Here is a 16,861-nt window from a genome sequence, read left to right as displayed (position 1 = left end):
TAAAATCGCCTTTTTGATTTGATCAGTTTTATATTCATCATAAAGAATAGCTGTATCTAATAGCTGCAGAACAATTGGTTCTGGTGATGAAGAGCTGTTTGTTCCTGTGCCTACAACGACTTCAATAAGCAGGACAGCTCTAGCAGAACTACCGCTAGTAACATAGTTCTCAACATTTTTTTTGCTCAGATTCAGCTCTCCTAAGATTTACATAAGGCTTTACTACTACAGGAGCTTGCTCTGTTTTGTTATCATGTGGTGAATTTAAAATATGATGATTAAGATCAGAACTAAATTCATCACTATCATTATTATATAGACTCTGCTTAGGCTGATTCTCCAATATCTCAAGTTTTTGGTTAAAATTATTAATTTGGGCTGTAATTTCTAAATATCTGCTTTCTGTTACATTTTCAAATCTATCTTTTAATGTTTTGACTTCATTAAGTATTTCCTCTGTCCATTTCGCTCTCAAATCTACAGCTTGTTCTATTCCAGAAATCGCTTCTCTTGACTCACGATTTTCAATAAAAATTATAGATTCTTTCGTTTTACCACTTTCAGATAAAAAAAATGAAACAACCATTATTGTGATGCTTATAAAAGTTAAGGCAATTACTGGCTTTCTACGAATGATATTTGTTAATTCTGATAACTTGCTATTAGACCTAACACCAGATTCAGCCTTTGGTTTATCATTTAGCTCTAAATCTTCTTCTTTTGTATTATTATTGTCTGAATTGTCCTGTTCCACTATTCCTCCGCTTTTTGAATGTTAATGTTTCTACCTTATCAATTAATTTTCATACCACTGGCAATTCACTAGGTAAAAGCCTAAAATAACACCAATTGCTACCATTACTCCTGCAAGCTTTATATTCCCTCGTGCTACAGCCCAAATCGATGATAAAATAGTTGCGCTTGATATACCTATTGTTTTTAGCTTTCCACTAAAAAGTCCGTCTATTTTATTAAGCTGTCCTTCAAGAGTATCAGCTAATGCTGGCTCAAAAGAAAAAACACAAGCAGTAATTATAATAATTAACAGCCCTACAACTACATTATTCCACTGTATTCTAAATGTAGGGTTTAGCATATTTAGTCGAGATTTTTGATATATGAACATTGTTATTGCTTATTAGTAAATTTTGCATTATTCTCCTAGTGCTAGTGAATTCCACATTGAATGAAATTTTACTTTGAAGCGAGTTTCAGATACCCTACCAGAACTTCAAGTCTTTGAAGTAAAAACTAGCATTTTAAGCCAGTTTTATTTTTCCTTAGTATTTCTACTTTGTTTTTTAGAAGGTTTTGCTGTTAATTCTTTTGTATTAAGGTCATTACTGAACAAATTGTTATTGTTTTGTTTTGAATTATCCTTTTCCTCTATTTTTGTAGCAGCATTAACAAGCATTATAGGGCTTGGAGTTTTTGGAGTAAAAGTTAACATTAAATCTTGAATTGTTTTATATTTTCCTATTACCATTAAATAAACTTTGTTTTCTTCTGCTCGTGGAGCAATAAACAAACATCCAGACTCATGAACTATACCTTCAACTGTGTTTTGAGGGTACATAAGAATATCATTAATTTTTTCATCTTTAAGATTAATTCTTGTTGGCCCACTATCAGAAATCTCAAGCTTTAGTAAATTGTCAGCTTCTAACTCATATTCTACTGCATATATATTATTAACGTTTACCAAAGCAATAAACCCTATGATAAATCTCAAAATTCTAATACTCATTTTTTTATTCCATTCTCTTTAACACCAGTCAACAATAAAAGGTAATTAGGAGTTCGCTTGTAAGTCAAAAGGTAAGTCTTATCGACAGCTATATGTTTACTATCGCTAAACCAATAACGAAGCGTTCTACTAATTAATACTCCATTCATTTATCACTTCAACCTTCTTTAGAAAAAAAGACTGAAGACACATTTAAGCCTTTAACAAATTGCAAATGATCATGAAAAAATTTATTTAAAGATTCAGTATTACTGAATACCACTTTCATGTCTGCTATTTGTCTTTCTACCTCATTTGGAGAAGTAGCAAATAAGAATTTCATCACATAAATTGCCCATTCCTTTAAATAGGTTTCATGGTAATTTTTTGATGAAATCGTCATTTTACGATCAGGCTCCATTGCTGGAATTAACAACCACTTTTCTTCTTTGGTAATTGCAGCCATTATCGCAATTATATTAGCTGCAGCTAGCAATATAGTTACTGAAAGTAAGCATTTATTATATTTAACCAGCTCTTGTATAGCATTTTGCTTAAAGAGATGATTCATTATTTGCCAACTTTTTTGCCCAGCAATCTTGAATATCCTAATGGAGCTGGCAATAAACCTTTAGCTACTAAAAAACTTTTTAGCAAAAAATTCTCCGATACCTTCTTAAATTTCTTAAAGCAATAACATAGAGCAATTCCTCCAACCATAAATGCTAGGCCTAATTTAGCATGCCTGCTGTTTAGTAGTACAATTCCTGGAGCTACTCCAGCTAGCACTACTCCCCATTCATCAATGCTCAAACCCATATACTTCAATGGCCTCGATAATGCCCAACATAATTTTTGATTTTGCATAATCACCTTTAGCCCCAATTGTAGCATGAGATTTCTCATTCTGCTACTATAATGTTTAAATTAGCTAAATATCTTCAAACATAGATTTTACCTGCAATAATTAGTTTGCATACATGCATGTGCGACATGAAGTCGCACTATTCTTACCACAACGTTTTAGTCAGATAGTATTATAAAATATTATAACTTTGCATATATCCACTAATCATTTGTGTAACCTTAGACATATACTCTCTTAGTAACTCTGTACTAACTATACTATAATCACTTGTTGATTCAAAATTAATATGATTCAATGCTGCACGAATTATATAATGACCTGCACCTATATCTGACAGACAACTTGCAAACGTCCTTCTTAGATCGTGTATCTTGAAATTTTTTATGCAAGCCTTTTTACAAATCCTATTCCATGCTTCATATGGCTGTTCTAAGTGTCCGCTTTTGCTATTATCACTTGGTAGCACCCATTTACTTGTAGATGTTAATTTCCTTGCTTGCAATATTTTTATCATCTCATTTGTTAATGGTATATTTTGCGCCTTTCCGTTCTTAGTTTTTGGTATATGCCATATTTTTCTTACAAAATCTATATTGTCCCATTCCATCTCCAACACATTACTTTTTCTAGCTCCAGTATATAACCCTAATAATGCAAAATCTCTTATCAACGTATTTTTTTCTCCACATAATACTTGTAAAAATCTACCAATTTCATCGTAACTTAGACGTCTTTCTCTTGCTTGCAGTTTATGCAGCTCTATCCCTAGAGTAGGATTGTTTTCTATTAATCCCCATTTTTTTGCCTTATTAAATATAGTGCGTAAGGTTGCTAGCAATGCATTTGCTGTGGCATATTTTCCCTCTTTGCTGATATCATTGAATATTTGTTCAATATCATTACTTTTAATATCACTTATCTTTTTTAAAATAACAGTTTCCCATAATTATGTATTCTTGCAGTATCTTTCTGCAAGTTTATAGTATATATTTTGGCATACTCTTCAATATACTTATAACACAGCTCTTTGAATGTAATCTCTTGTCTTTCTTTTATACGATTCTCATTTTCTTCTATCTGTTGTTAACATTTTACTTCTCTTGAATCTATTCCGTTCGTCATTAATCTCTTTAATTCTCTTGCTATTTTTCTAGCTTCTTTAATAGATAAATCTGGAAATGCCCCTATCGTTATTTTTAAACTCTGGTTTTTATATTAGACTTCTTTCGAAACTAGAGAATGATGTAGAATGCTGTTATAAAAATCTAATTTGAAGTAATAATGAAATTAGATCAGATTAAAGAGTTAAAGGATGAAAAATTTCGTTAATTAACAGGAGTAATGAAGGTAACATTTTTAAAGATGGTGGATATTTTGAGGAAAGCTGATGGTCTTAAGAAATCAAAAGGTGGACGTAAAAATAAGCTCAATTTGGAGGAACAGTTGCTGATGGTGTTAGAATACCTTAGAGAATACCGTACTTATTTCCATATAGGTCAGAACTATGGAATTAGTGAAAGTTCAGCATATAAAGCTGTAAAATGGGTAGAAGACACCCTAGTTAAACACCCAAACTTTGCTTTTCCAGGCCGTAAAGCTTTAATGAAGAGTGATATGAATTATGAAGTAGTCTTGATTGATGCTACTGAGAGTCCTATAGAAAGACCTAAAAAAAACAAAAATTCTATTATTCAGGAAAGAAGAAAATGCATACACTAAAAACTCAAATAGTGGTAGACAAGAAAACGCATCAAGTAATATGTACAGATTTTTCTAACGGTAAAAAACATGACTTTAGATTATTTAAGAAATCCAAAATTCTTATTCATCCTGAAGTTAAAGCGATTACTAACACAGGATATCAAGGTATACAAAAAATTCACAATAATTCTGAATTACCAAAGAAAAAAAGCAAGAAAAATCCTTTAACTAAAAATGATAAAAAGAATAATCGTAGGTTAGCAGGAGAAAGAGTTGTCAATGAAAACGTTGTTGGTATGCTAAAACGGTTCAAAATTATTGCTGACAAATATCGAAATAAACGTAAAAGATTCGGTCTTAGATTTAATTTGATCTCTGGCATTTATAATTTTGAACTACGTTAACCAGTTTCTAAAAAGGCTTAATAATACTTTATTCTCTACAGAAACAGTTTTTATGCTTCTACCTAAGCTAGAAAGTGCTACTCCGACTCCTGATATTTTTTTTGACCTAATACACCTCTTCTACCTTACTCAACTTACTGCATTGGTAGCGCAGCTAATAAAATAGCTACATAATCATATTTGCATAGAACAAAATACCATTTACTGCGTCTTAACATCGAACAAAATGCTGATGCATATTGCTTAGCTTTTTTTGTTTTATCCAACATAATAATCACCGCTCTGTAAAGTAGCTACTACATCTGCTAAATCAGCAACTTCTTGCTGTATATCAGGAAATTTACCCATTTCTGCATTAATATTTCTTTCTAGTGCCTCTCTTTTAGTTATGGCAGCAGTACTTTCAATCGCTTGATTTGGTAGAATTTACAGACCAAAATGGATCAGGAAATTTGATTTTATATATTCATCACAACGCATTTCATTGTCTAAAAGCAAATACATGACAGATAATTTCCACTCCTCAGGCCTCTTTCTTGCTTCTAGACTGATAAATAATTTGATCATCATTTACATTTACACAATCAATCTCTTCAAGTAACGAAAAATCTTAACTTAGAATTTGTTCAGACAATATTTCATACTGGTTAATCTCTGAATATTCTTTTTCTTCAGACCAGCCAAATATTACTCTTATGAACTTTAATAATTGCTGTTCCTGTAGCTACTTCAGCTAACACTACTTCCTATTCGTCAATGCTCAAACCTATATACTTCAACGCCTCGATAACGACTAACATAATTTTTTTGCATAATAACCTTCAGCCTCAATTCTAGCATAAAAAATCTTATTCTACTCTGTGATTTTCAAAAATTTAGCAAAATCTAATGTAGAGTAACTACCTAGCTAAGTTGTTGTCAATATTTCTTCACTGCAATCTAATGATGGTAAGATTCCAGATAGTATCTCCGTTTAGATAAAAATTGGAACCACATATCATCAGCATGTTTTCTACAACTTTATTTGTAGCTACTTTTGCCTTATCTAACCTAGTTATAGCATAAATTTCAGTTGTTGAATACTATGCAATAATATTTTAGCTATTACATTAAGTTCTTCTTCATTATTTACAATTCAAGTGGCAAATCTTATTCTAAGATCATGTATTGTTCATTCGGTATTTCAGCCTTTTTTCTGAATCTCATCACACGCTCGATGTATTGTTGAACTTGATATGTGTTTACTATTAGACCTGTTTCGAAACTAGTTAACGTAGTTCAAAATTATAAATGCCAGAGATCAAATTAAAACTAAGACCGAATCTTTTACGTCTATTTCGATATTTATCAGCAATAATTTTGAACTACGTTAACTAGTTTTGAAAGAGGTCTATTGTCTTTTGGATTTTGGCAATATTAATTCACTATTTAAGCATGGTTTTCTGTTTTTCAGTATTTTTATTAATTTATCAGCTAACACTATATGTAAAAGCTATAAATACAAACATGGATTTTTCTAATATCTTTAATTGTTTTTGCTGTTCTGTTAATTGATGACTTCCTACTCTTTCAGCACTTTTATGAGTCTTTCCATTTCTTCATTTGTTATATATCTAGATCTTGATTTTTGCTTACGATTTTTTATTCTATATACAGGATTTTATCTAATAATCCACAGTCTATAGCATTATTGAATAATTGAATATAGGATTTAAGTTCATAAGAGTATTGTTTGCTTTTACATAGTACTTCTTTTATGTTATTTCATCAAAAAAAATTGGTGGAGCTAAGCGGAATTGAACCGCTGACCTTTTGAATGCCATTCAAAAGCTCTACCAACTGAGCTATAGCCCCATTTTTGACATTGAAGTTAAACAATACTACACTGTAATACTCTAATTTAGATAGTTTTATAACTAAATTATTTACTTTATGCTCAAACTCTGAACATAACTAAAAAAGTAGTTACAGGATTTAAAAAAAATATTCTGTAGTTAGAAACTACTAGAGAGTTAATAAACTTAATTGTATTAGATACTATGTTAAAAATCAAGAAAATAAATAATAATTTTATTATAAAAAAAATGTGTGTTTTTACATATAACATTATCTATAGGTAAAATTGGTCTTCTAAGGTAGATAGTATCAGTATGAAGATTTATATAGGTTTGGTATAAAAATTTTTTCTACCTATTTTCTACCTTTTGTATAAAAATTTTAGAATAATTTATAAAAAAATTATTCTCTAAAATACCTGCTATAGCTGCATTTTGGAGGTAAAAAGTGCAACATATAGTACGCGATATTTTAACTAATGGTTGTAATTTTGTTAAAAATAATAGTAACAATAATACCACAATATTTTATCGTTTGATTGGAAATTTTATACCAGCCGAATGGAGAAAGCTAACTGGAGATAATGGAAAAAGAATTAAGCAAAACATCTAAACAGCTTTTATCATTGATAGTATTTAGATTATAGATCTATTACAATAAAGATATAGAAGAATTACAGGAGAGTTATTACTTTTTTTTGAAGAGTCATTAGGTCTTCACCGCAGAAGGGTTAGGTAGTGCTTAGTAGAATTAAGAGAATGCAGGTTTTATTGATCTTAATAATAGAACAATAGACTTCTTTCGAAACTAGAGAATGATGTAGAATGGTGTTATAAACGCCAGTTTAGGATAAGAGGAAGCAGGGAAGGCATAATACAAAAGGTATACAAAGAGAGAATGTTGAGTTAAAAAGAAAATTTAAATAAAAATAAAATAACCCAACATGAAAAAATGTATTATAACAGTATACTATTTAATAGATAATTTTTGCAAGATATATCAAGACTGGGAAAGAAAGAGATTAATACCAGGTAGTAATCAAAGGAACAGAGATGGAAAGTTGTCCTTAGCTGAGTTATTAACAATAACGATATATTTTTATTTATCTCCATGCAAGGATTTTAAAAATTATTATCTATATTACTTGCGTTATAAGTATAAAGAATACTTTTGTTTACCAAGCTATAGTACGATAATACAACTATTACCTAGAATGTTGCTACCATTAGCCGTATTAATGCATTATCTGAAAGGAGAAGAGACTGGTATATATTACATCGATTCTACAAAGTTAGCAATTTGTCATAACAAACGTATTTCCAGCAATAGAGTTTTTAACAGATTTTCTAAAATTGGTAAGAGTAGCTATGGCTGGTTCTTAGGTTTTAAGCTGCATCTCATAATTAATAATAAAGGTGAAATAATGTCAGTTAAAATTACTAAAGGCAATAAAAGCGATCTATCTGTAGCTTCAGTTATTTCTAAAGGCTTATCTGGTAAATTGTTTGGTGATAAAGCTTACATATCTAAAGAGTTATTTCATCAACTCTTCTCCAATGGTCTACGTTTATTTACTAATCTTCGTAAAGATATGAAAACATATTTATTGGACATAGATGATAAGCTTTTATTAAATAAACGTTCCTTAATTGAGTCTGTCTTTAATGTACTAAAAAAACACATGCATTTAGAGCATACTCGACATCGCTCTCATATTAACTTCTTTGTTCATATAATTGCTTCTCTTGCTAGTTATTCCATCTCCAAACTTAATCCCTATCTTATCTCTTCTTCTTTCTCTTCTAATCCCTTATCCTAAATTAGCGTTATTAATGTTTATTATTAAAGTATTACGTTTAATTAAACAGCTGATCTATATTATACTGTTTATTTGATAGCAAATTTTTTATACTAATTTGTTCATAATACATATAACTTGAAAATCGCTTATCAATCCCAAGTTGTATATATTTTTCGATCATTAGATTAACCTCTAGATTGAAAACTGGACACCAATTTCCTAAATTTTCTGTCAACCTTTTGCTTTAATTTTTTTGTTATATTGACAAATATTGCAAATATATTTATAGTTAAAGTTGAAGCTTGATTAAAAATATTAATAAAAATTAACACAAGTTAATAGTAGGTTCTATAAAGTGTAGAAGTTAACAAAAATTAACTTTTCTTCTCCCTTATACTTGATCTACCTTTGCACATTTACCTATAGAACATCTTATTGATTATAAGATGAAGCTTAAAGCATAAGAACCAGCCATAACTACTCTTACCAATTTTAGAAATTTTGTTAAAAACTCTATTGCTGAAAATGTGTTTGTTATGACAAATTGCTAACTTTGTAGAATTGATGTAATATATACTTTTCAAAAAGTCTATCTGAACTCTAATAGTTAACATAAAAGAGTGATATAATCTAAGGGAGATAAGAATAAGGAATAGGAATAATTGTTTGCTTAAGGTAGTTGTTGATGACATTACGAAGCTGATTATAAGTATAAGGTTTTTCAATGAAGGCTACTACTCCCATGGAATAAAGCAGGTTTTTAGTTTCATAGGTTTGGCTATAACCTGAAATAATAATAATAGGAATGCCATACATTTTTGTTACTGTATAAATTTCCTGCACAACTTGCTCTCCGGTTTTTTCAGGCATCACCATATCAAGTAATACCAAAGAGTACTGTAATGGATTTTCCTTAATCAACTTAACAGCTTCAAAAGCATTATTAACTGGTTCTGGAGTATATTGTTCAGCATATATATCTAAAGATATTGCATCCAAAACATTTTGATCATCATCAACTATCAAAATGCGTTTATTAACTCTAATATGATTCTCAAGATCCTTGAGAGAATTAATAGAGTTGCATTCATAACCAAATCCTTGTAATAATTTTGCTATTCTGTCTTTATATATTTTACCAAAAACCTCACTTTTACTATAAACAGCTTTATTGAAGCCGCCTTCTGGCTGTCGTAATGGTAATCTAAAAGTAAATTTGCTTCCTCTATTATTAGGTCGATTTTCTGCCCAAATTTCACCATGATGTGCTAATATAATTTCTCTAGCAAGTGTTAACCCTAACCCACGGCCACAAGCCTTAGATTTAGTTCTGCTACTTTCCTCAAATGGTACAAAGATTGCTTCTAGCTCATTTTCTGGTATTCCAACTCCTTCATCTTCAATTGATACTTCTACTCCAGATCTATATGGCTTTACTGTAATTAGAATCAAACCAGACTGAGAATATTGAATCGCATTTGAAATAAGATTCAGCATCACAGTTTTAATTCTAGTATGATCAAATTCAAACATTGTCTCAGCTTGAGGAACATAGTTTAAACTAATTATATGTTTTTCAGCTACATTTACTTTGTTGCACTCAGCAATTATTTCTTTTAGCATTAATTGAAAGTTATTAAGCTCTATATCAAATATCATCTGCCCTTGTGCAAATTTTGATAAATCAAACAAATTATTGCTATATGCTACTAATCTCTCGATACCAGAATTTGCTAATGTCACCATAGTTAATACTCTTTCTTTTTCTTTGAGAATCATCTCAGTGTCCTTATAGTATTTTGGTAAAAATTTGCTTAGTAAATTAATAGTAGTGCGGACGACTGATAATGGTGACTTTATTTCATGACTTAAATTATTAAGTATATGTTTTTCAGTATTAAGAAGTATTTCCATTTTTTGGCTTTTAGTATTTAAACGCAGATTAAGAACATCAACATCATTTTTTAGCTCTAGCATAGATCTAGTGTTATCTACAAATTGATTTTGTCTTAATCTAATGAACAATAGTATAGCGCCCAATAATGCTAATGCCCATATGACATACATCCCTAAATTATTATCAACTTCATTATAATCAGCTAAGTAACCTCGCCAACTAGCTAATATGTTAAATACTCTTGCCCCAACTGGTACACCTAACAATATCATAAACAAAGCTGTATGCCATTGTAATAATATTCCTGCTACAACTAAGTTAGATATAAAACACATTAGTAATATTGGAGATGAACCACCAATCATAGTTAATAGAGTATTGCTAAATACTAAAGTATAAAATATCGTAATATGCCAAATCAGCCCTAAATATTTAGTTCGAAAATCTGCATTCCATTTATTATTATATAGCAAAGCTGTAGTCATCACTAACCCTGAAAGTATAACTGACACTTTTGTAATCAACCAAGCTGAAGCTACATTATGCTCTACTTGTCCACATAATGACATAACCATTAACGATACAGCTGTAATAACGGAGTACTCAATATAATAGTGCTTCCCACGAAATGTTTCATTATTACAGTAAGCACAAATATTATCCCAGCTAAAACTATGATATAAAGACTTAAAGAAGCTTGAAATAGAATTAATCTGTTGCTTGCGTTTTTCTTTAAGAACATTTAGTGGCCTGCGATCACTAGGCCCAACCCACCCTCCTGGCTCCCTAAGACAGTAGTGCATTATCATCATTACAACAAAATTTGCTATAGTTGCTGGCATTAAATCACCTATTGGTAATGCTGCATTAAAAAATTTGTTCCAAATAAATGTAGTTGAGATTCCAGCAATCATACCTGATACTATAACTCTAGTAGTAGTTCTAAATCCTAAAATTGTAAACATCAATGGTATTCCTACTATTGGAGTATAAAAACTAGCTCCAAATAATATTATATCTAACAAATTTTTTTGTAACAGTGCTATATATAATCCCAACACTCCAATAAATATAGCGAATACTCTAACTGCTTTAAACTCTAATTTTGCATTGGTTTGGAATAATCCTAAAGGCTTACATAAATCGTTAACAAAGATAATAGAAGCAGAATTGATATATGAATCAGCTGTTGACATAAGCATTGCAGATATTCCAATTACTACTAACCCCTTAAATCCAGGATATGCATAGCTGTCTATTATATATGGCACTAAATTGCTAGCCTCTATATGCTGGTGTGATGACAGCAGCGTTAATCCTATAAATCCAGAAAAAACACAAAATAATAAATACATAAAGGTCATGCTTTTAAAAGCATTAGCTGCTTGTACTGTACTACGAGCCATTAAAACTCTATGAAATATAGCTGGATTAAAGCAAGGCATTATGCAATAAAAAAATACACCATAATATTTTAGTGTATTATGACTACTATAGTCTAGCAATATTTTAGGATCAAATATAGGATTTGTAGTTAAAGTATTTGCTATAGATTCCCAACTACCTAACATTCCCCAAATAAGTATTGCTAAAGTTGGAATAAATGCCCCAAAAGCCAGCGATTGAAAAACATCAGTAAATACTACAGCTCTAATACCTCCAAATGCAGAATATATAATAACTACCATACTACTAATTAAAGTTGCATACATACTATCTATTCCTAAGAAGTGATTAAACATAGTAGAAAAAACTTTAATTTGCATAGCAATGCCTGTTGATGATCTGATTATAGAACAAATAGCTGTAATAATTCTAATATGTTTGCCATAAAGATCACCCATTGCTTCTGCAGATGATAATTTTCCAAAAAATTCTTGCATTCTTGGAATTAACACATAAACATAAAGAAGTAGACACAATGTTTGCCCTATAATAGAAAATAATGCAAGTATTCCAATTGAATATATTTCATACAACCCCAAACTAAAAGTTCCACCCCCAATCCACGTAGCTATAAGTGTTGCTGTAAGTGCTGATGTACTAAAATTTCTTCCTCCAAGTGCATAATCTCTAACAGACTTTACTTCCTTTCCATACCATAACCCTATAGCTAGATTAGATATCAAGAATAATCCTACTAAAATTATATCTATATTCAATGCTAACATTTAAAACTTACTCCTTTCCTATATTGTAATTGCAACTAACTATAACTAACATACGATCCATATAATCAACTTGACACTATTGTTTTACGATTTTCTTATCTTATATAAATCTTTTTTTAATTAACTATAACTACTTATTAATTAATTAGTGATATAATATATTTGCATTGTCAATATCATACTTTTAGTAGCAAAGCTTCCATAGCTTAGCATAAAAAGCTTTACTGGTGCTCAACATAATGAAGCATCTTATTCAAAGACTGCAGCAAGCGTAAAAATATTTCATTTAACTTAATTAGCGAGTATAGCTTATCATGAAAGGAAGTTACACATTGTAAAATGAAAAATACTTCATCAAAAAAGTCGTTAAATAAGTGAGATACTTTGCGTATGTCATTTTTAACTTTAAACCAATAATGCTCAATTAGATTCAAATCTGGAGAATGAGTTGGAAGATATAATAATTCACACTCTAAGGATTCTATTAGAGACTTAACAACAACTATTTTATGAAAACTTATATTATCTAATATTACTGTTTGTCCAAGAGTTAACACTTTAATCAATATAGCTTGCACGTAAGACTCAAAAAAAACTGTTATTGCAATTACCATCAAATAAAAAATGAGCAATCACTTTACCATTAGAAAGGCCAGCTACCATACCTACCATTCGTGTGTGTTGATAAGCTTTTTTCGCCATAGCATACATCCTACCTTGTATGATAAAAATAAGTGAAATTGCAATAAAATAAAAGATTATAGCAATAGCACAAAAGAAAGCTAGTATACAGTAGCGTTCCTAAGGCTAATAGCCTGTTCTATAGATAAGTAACTAGCTTTTTTAATTAAAAACCGGACGGTATTCTTAGGCAAAAAGCCTGTATTTACAAGGTTGGTTTTGAGATATTTAACATAAAATTTGGTGATTATGAATAGTATAATTGTAGGAATTGACGTTTCTAAAGAGACATTTGATGCAGCTGTGTTAATTAATAATAAAGTTCAAACAAGAAAATTTAATAATAATTCTGAAGGGTTTAACAAATTAGTAACATGGTTAAAAAGCAGAGGAACTGGACATGTTTGTATGGAAGCAACAGGTATCTACTGGAAAAATTTAGCTAAATATCTGTACGATTATGGTTATAAAGTAAGCGTAGTAAATCCTGCCCGTATTAAAGGTTTTGCAATGAGTAAACTTAGTCGTACAAAAACAGATAAAGCAGACAGTGTATTAATAGCAGATTTTTGCAAAGCAATGAAACCGGAAGCATGGTATCCACAGCCTCTTTATATTCAAGAACTACAGCAGCTAGTTAATCGCCTGAATGTTTTAATTAAGCATAAAACACAAGAAACAAATAGATTAGAAGGAGCTTCTAAAGCAATTGCTAATAATATTCAAATGCATATTGAATTTCTTGAAACGCAAATTAAAGAAATTGAACAACTAATCAATGACCATATTAAAAATAACACAGATCTTCATAATAAGGCTTGAGTCAATACCAGGCATAGGAGCAAAAACACAGGCTGTAGTTCTTGCTTTTTTAGCAGATATTGAGAAATTTAGTTCTGCTAAACAAGTTGTAGCTTTTGTAGGTCTTAATCCTAAGCATCGTCAATCTGGCAGTTCCGTGCGGGGTGCTAGTAGAATCTCTAGAACTGGTAATTCAGATCTACGTAAGTCTTTTTATATGCCTGCTATGTCTGCCTTAAGACATAATTGTATTATCAAGCAATTTTCTCAACGTTTGTCTGATACTGGCAAACCCAAAATGCTTATCCTTATTGCCGCTATGCGTAAGTTATTACATATCATTTATGGTGTTTTAAAGCATAATTCTCCTTTTAATCCTAATGTTTTAATCAATCAGAAATAATAATTTTATAAAAACTTACATCTTTTTTATAAAATTATTATTTCTTTTCTTGATTCTTATCACGGTATCTATTCAAATTTTTAATGATAGTAAGAAATTAGCTATTGCAATGAATAATAAAACCTTGTACGCTTGAACACTAAATTTACAATTATAGTGAGGTGGATACATTATGCGCAACAGTGATGACACTGATGACACTGATGACACTGATGACAGTGATATTGAATCAAGTATAAATTCAGGAAGTAGTAGCAATTCAGGAAAAAGTAGTGATAGTGATGATAGTGATGATAGTATATTTGATTTAATACGCTATTGTCGTAATATTCATGATATTGAAAACTTGGTATCTAGGATTCATATTGATCCAGAGAGCTCAACAAGGATAACCGAGAGTGGTCGCACTACAATACATGCCGCAATAGCGTGGATAGATCAGCAATACTTGCCAGTAGTATTGTATCTCCTAATTAGAGCTGGTGTGCCTGTTAATGTTATGAGCAGGCATTCTTCTAATACAGCTGCACATATGTTGTCAGATAGTGGAGATGTGCACTTTGACTCTGCGAGAACATTACTAACGAGTGGGACAGATGTTGATATTAATATTCAGAACAACAAAGGAGATACACCACTGCATATTGCGTTATTTAGTGCAGCTCCTAAAATTGCGCTTTTGTGGATAAACAGCGGTGCTAATGTAAATATTCTAAACAACAGTTCTTTGCTACCAACGCACTATGTGCAATCTCCAGATGTTATGAGGGTTTTAATCGATCATGGTGCAAACATAAAAGGAAAGCTGATAAAAGGGAAGCTGGATACACCTCTGTGTCATGCAATAACTGGTAACTATGTTGACGTAGTTGTCGAGTTGCTGAGACATGTAACTCTGCTTGATTACACAGACGATGAAGCAGATTATCATGTAAAGTTAGCACAGTCGTACGAAGGTCGTGATACTAAAATACCGGAATTATTACGTGTTGCAGGACTGGAGCGATCACTGGCACCCTTATTCCAATTGTCAAATAAATGGCCTTTGCACGATGCAATACAAAGTAGATCTATTGATAGCTTTATTGAATTGTTAGCTGCAAGAGGCACATATAATATAAATCCTAATCAATTAAATGGTCACAAATGCTCTCCTATGCGTCTAGTATTGGAAACGAAAGGCATAAAAGACATAAAAGACATAAATCAAGAATACACAGATCAAGCCTTCATGCTGAGAGCATTAATTGTAGCTGGAGCTGATGTCAATGAGACATCATATGAAGATGGAAGCCTACTACGTACTGCTATATGTAAACGTAATCCCAAAATAGCTAATATATTAATTGCAGCTGGAGCATCAGTTACCAATGAAAATTCGTCAAATGAAGATTCGTGTGAAGAAGATAATACAGACTTAGAATTAATGATGGCATCAGGCGACTATGATATGTCTGTATTCGATCGCACTATTAGTATTAGTAATCCACAAGCAAGGCTTATGGAGGCTGTAGAATCTGGGAACATACGCAATATTGAATACCTCGTAACATGTCATCATGCTGATGTTAATGTATACGATGAATCAGATATACCAGTGATTTTTACTGCCGCAAAATCTGGTGTATTTGAAGTAGTAAAACACTTGGTGTTATCATGTCATGCAAACCCAGTCGTAAAAACTAATGATGGGCAAACAGCATTGCATTACGCAGTTTTGCATCCCATGTTCGAAAAGTATGGCGTGCGAGGTAAATTAAAAACAATCGATTTCTTAGCTAGGTATATTGATGTAAACTCTGTAGATTGTGGTGGATATACTCCATTACATAGAGCTATACAATGGTGTTTCAATGAAGCTGTAGATCTATTGATAAAGCTAGGCGCAGACGTGAATAAGCCAGTTACTGGGAAAACGGAAATTACAGACCAGATGATAACAGATGCGGTGTTAACCAATGACAGAACGTCAATAGCTAAACTGACAGCAATAAGTGATCATCAACATACACAATATACACCTTTGCATATTGCTGCTGCATTTAAAAATTGCAATGTCATGCATGTGTTGGTTGAGAATGGGGCAATTCATTCTGCAGTTAATCGTATTGGGGAAACAGCCATGCATATATCAGCTGGTGTTTCAGATATTGATTCAATGATTACATTAATTGAATTAGAAGCAAGTTACATCATACAAGATAAACTTAATGGCAGTACTCCAATACATATTATTGCAATGCTAGGATCGCTTAACCGCCTCTTGCAAAAGCTTGACAGTAATAATGATATTCTACAAAATGTTCCAACTAACAATGCTGGTAAAATTCCGGAGGAATATATGACCATGTGGCCAGAGCAACTGCTGCCTGATGATGAGAGCACAGAAGCAAGTCTTAGCAGCGATGACGACGACGTTGGCTGCGACTTCAGTGGCACGATGGAGCATGAACAGCATTATAATAGCTGAACCAGTATAAAACAGTTATGTTATATACTTTTCGAATAGAGTATCTATGTCACAGTAATATTTCATTTTACTCATTTTGCTAAATCTTATGATGCTATTATC

11 protein-coding genes, 1 tRNA gene and 6 pseudogenes are annotated in these 16,861 nt (G+C 31.3%); 5 read left to right on the top strand and 13 right to left on the bottom strand.

The genetic code is table 11. From position 1 onward, the window contains the following. Positions 1-169 precede the first annotated feature (169 nt). From DK405_RS14705 to DK405_RS14700, 7 genes and pseudogenes are all read right to left on the bottom strand, one after another. Positions 170-754, bottom strand: a complete 585-nt coding sequence (locus DK405_RS14705) for a hypothetical protein (RefSeq protein ID WP_064613217.1) — start codon at positions 752-754, stop codon at positions 170-172. A 38-nt stretch (positions 755-792) separates the two neighbouring features. Then, positions 793-1,126: pseudogene (locus tag DK405_RS11130) on the bottom strand (hypothetical protein). A 144-nt stretch (positions 1,127-1,270) separates the two neighbouring features. Then, positions 1,271-1,747: a hypothetical protein gene (locus DK405_RS11125; protein ID WP_064613219.1), complete on the bottom strand. Its 477-nt coding sequence runs from the start codon at positions 1,745-1,747 to the stop codon at positions 1,271-1,273. Next, positions 1,744-2,297: pseudogene (locus DK405_RS11120) on the bottom strand (TraE/TraK family type IV conjugative transfer system protein). The gene DK405_RS11125 and the pseudogene DK405_RS11120 overlap by 4 nt, the downstream one beginning before the upstream one ends. Further along, the gene (locus DK405_RS11115; protein ID WP_045918854.1) at positions 2,297-2,632 is read right to left on the bottom strand and encodes a hypothetical protein; all 336 of its coding nucleotides are present in this window, start codon (positions 2,630-2,632) and stop codon (positions 2,297-2,299) included. Before DK405_RS11115 ends, DK405_RS11120 begins: the two are co-directional and overlap by 1 nt. Positions 2,633-2,763: 131 nt before the next feature. Further along, positions 2,764-3,432 carry a tyrosine-type recombinase/integrase gene (locus DK405_RS11110; protein WP_174197598.1) on the bottom strand — a complete coding sequence of 223 codons (669 nt, stop codon included), beginning with the start codon at positions 3,430-3,432 and terminating at the stop codon, positions 2,764-2,766. 245 nt (positions 3,433-3,677) lie between these two features. Then, positions 3,678-3,758, bottom strand: a complete 81-nt coding sequence (locus tag DK405_RS14700) for a hypothetical protein (RefSeq protein WP_245406935.1) — start codon at positions 3,756-3,758, stop codon at positions 3,678-3,680. A 177-nt stretch (positions 3,759-3,935) separates the two neighbouring features. On the opposite strand from DK405_RS14700, the gene DK405_RS11105 reads away from it, so the two are divergent. Further along, positions 3,936-4,699, top strand: a protein-coding gene (locus DK405_RS11105; protein WP_109510581.1) for an IS5 family transposase whose coding sequence is annotated in 2 segments (ribosomal slippage) — positions 3,936-4,263 and positions 4,263-4,699 — 765 coding nt in all. Because the reading frame shifts where the segments join, the coding sequence is not laid out codon by codon here. On the opposite strand, the pseudogene DK405_RS11100 reads toward DK405_RS11105, so the two are convergent. From DK405_RS11100 to DK405_RS11090, 3 genes and pseudogenes are all read right to left on the bottom strand, one after another. Further along, positions 4,700-5,414, bottom strand: a pseudogene (locus tag DK405_RS11100) (conjugal transfer protein TraC); the annotation flags it as partial. 553 nt (positions 5,415-5,967) lie between these two features. Next, positions 5,968-6,063 (bottom strand): annotated as a pseudogene (locus DK405_RS11095) (IS5/IS1182 family transposase); the annotation flags it as partial. Positions 6,064-6,477: 414 nt separating this feature from the next. Beyond that, positions 6,478-6,553: transfer RNA gene (locus DK405_RS11090), tRNA-Ala, on the bottom strand. Between the two features lie 429 nt (positions 6,554-6,982). On the opposite strand from DK405_RS11090, the gene DK405_RS14695 reads away from it, so the two are divergent. Then, a complete protein-coding gene (locus DK405_RS14695; protein ID WP_231967820.1) occupies positions 6,983-7,147 on the top strand; it encodes a hypothetical protein in 165 nt (54 codons plus the stop codon). A 331-nt stretch (positions 7,148-7,478) separates the two neighbouring features. After that, positions 7,479-8,354 carry an IS982 family transposase gene (locus DK405_RS11080; RefSeq protein ID WP_064612865.1) on the top strand — a complete coding sequence of 292 codons (876 nt, stop codon included), beginning with the start codon at positions 7,479-7,481 and terminating at the stop codon, positions 8,352-8,354. A 416-nt stretch (positions 8,355-8,770) separates the two neighbouring features. On the opposite strand, the pseudogene DK405_RS11070 reads toward DK405_RS11080, so the two are convergent. The 3 genes and pseudogenes from DK405_RS11070 to DK405_RS15915 all read right to left on the bottom strand — a co-directional run. Continuing rightward, positions 8,771-8,914: pseudogene (locus tag DK405_RS11070) on the bottom strand (transposase); the annotation flags it as partial. 52 nt (positions 8,915-8,966) lie between these two features. Beyond that, entirely contained in the window at positions 8,967-12,404 is a 3,438-nt protein-coding gene (locus DK405_RS11065; RefSeq protein ID WP_064612866.1) for a hybrid sensor histidine kinase/response regulator, read from the bottom strand. A gap of 221 nt (positions 12,405-12,625) precedes the next feature. Next, positions 12,626-13,018: a transposase gene (locus DK405_RS15915; RefSeq protein WP_064612867.1), complete on the bottom strand. Its 393-nt coding sequence runs from the start codon at positions 13,016-13,018 to the stop codon at positions 12,626-12,628. Between the two features lie 310 nt (positions 13,019-13,328). Here DK405_RS15915 and DK405_RS11055 point away from each other — a divergent pair. Then, positions 13,329-14,289, top strand: a pseudogene (locus DK405_RS11055) (IS110-like element ISOt5 family transposase). A 172-nt stretch (positions 14,290-14,461) separates the two neighbouring features. Then, positions 14,462-16,759 (top strand): ankyrin repeat domain-containing protein, encoded by a 2,298-nt coding sequence (locus DK405_RS11050; protein ID WP_064612868.1) that lies wholly within the window; start codon positions 14,462-14,464, stop codon positions 16,757-16,759. Positions 16,760-16,861 lie beyond the last annotated feature (102 nt).

It is taken from the genome of Orientia tsutsugamushi, assembly GCF_900327275.1.
GTDB classification, from domain to species: domain Bacteria; phylum Pseudomonadota; class Alphaproteobacteria; order Rickettsiales; family Rickettsiaceae; genus Orientia; species Orientia tsutsugamushi.
This window is presented reverse-complemented; position numbering and strand designations above follow the sequence as displayed.

Coding starts and splice junctions, on each gene's coding strand:
- DK405_RS11125 (WP_064613219.1), bottom strand. CDS start 1,747: ATGAGTATTAGAATTTTGAGATTTATCATAGGGTTTATTGCTTTGGTA.
- DK405_RS11115 (WP_045918854.1), bottom strand. CDS start 2,632: ATGAGAAATCTCATGCTACAATTGGGGCTAAAGGTGATTATGCAAAAT.
- DK405_RS11080 (WP_064612865.1), top strand. CDS start 7,479: ATGAAAAAATGTATTATAACAGTATACTATTTAATAGATAATTTTTGC.
- DK405_RS11065 (WP_064612866.1), bottom strand. CDS start 12,404: ATGTTAGCATTGAATATAGATATAATTTTAGTAGGATTATTCTTGATA.
- DK405_RS15915 (WP_064612867.1), bottom strand. CDS start 13,018: ATGGTAATTGCAATAACAGTTTTTTTTGAGTCTTACGTGCAAGCTATA.
- DK405_RS11050 (WP_064612868.1), top strand. CDS start 14,462: ATGCGCAACAGTGATGACACTGATGACACTGATGACACTGATGACAGT.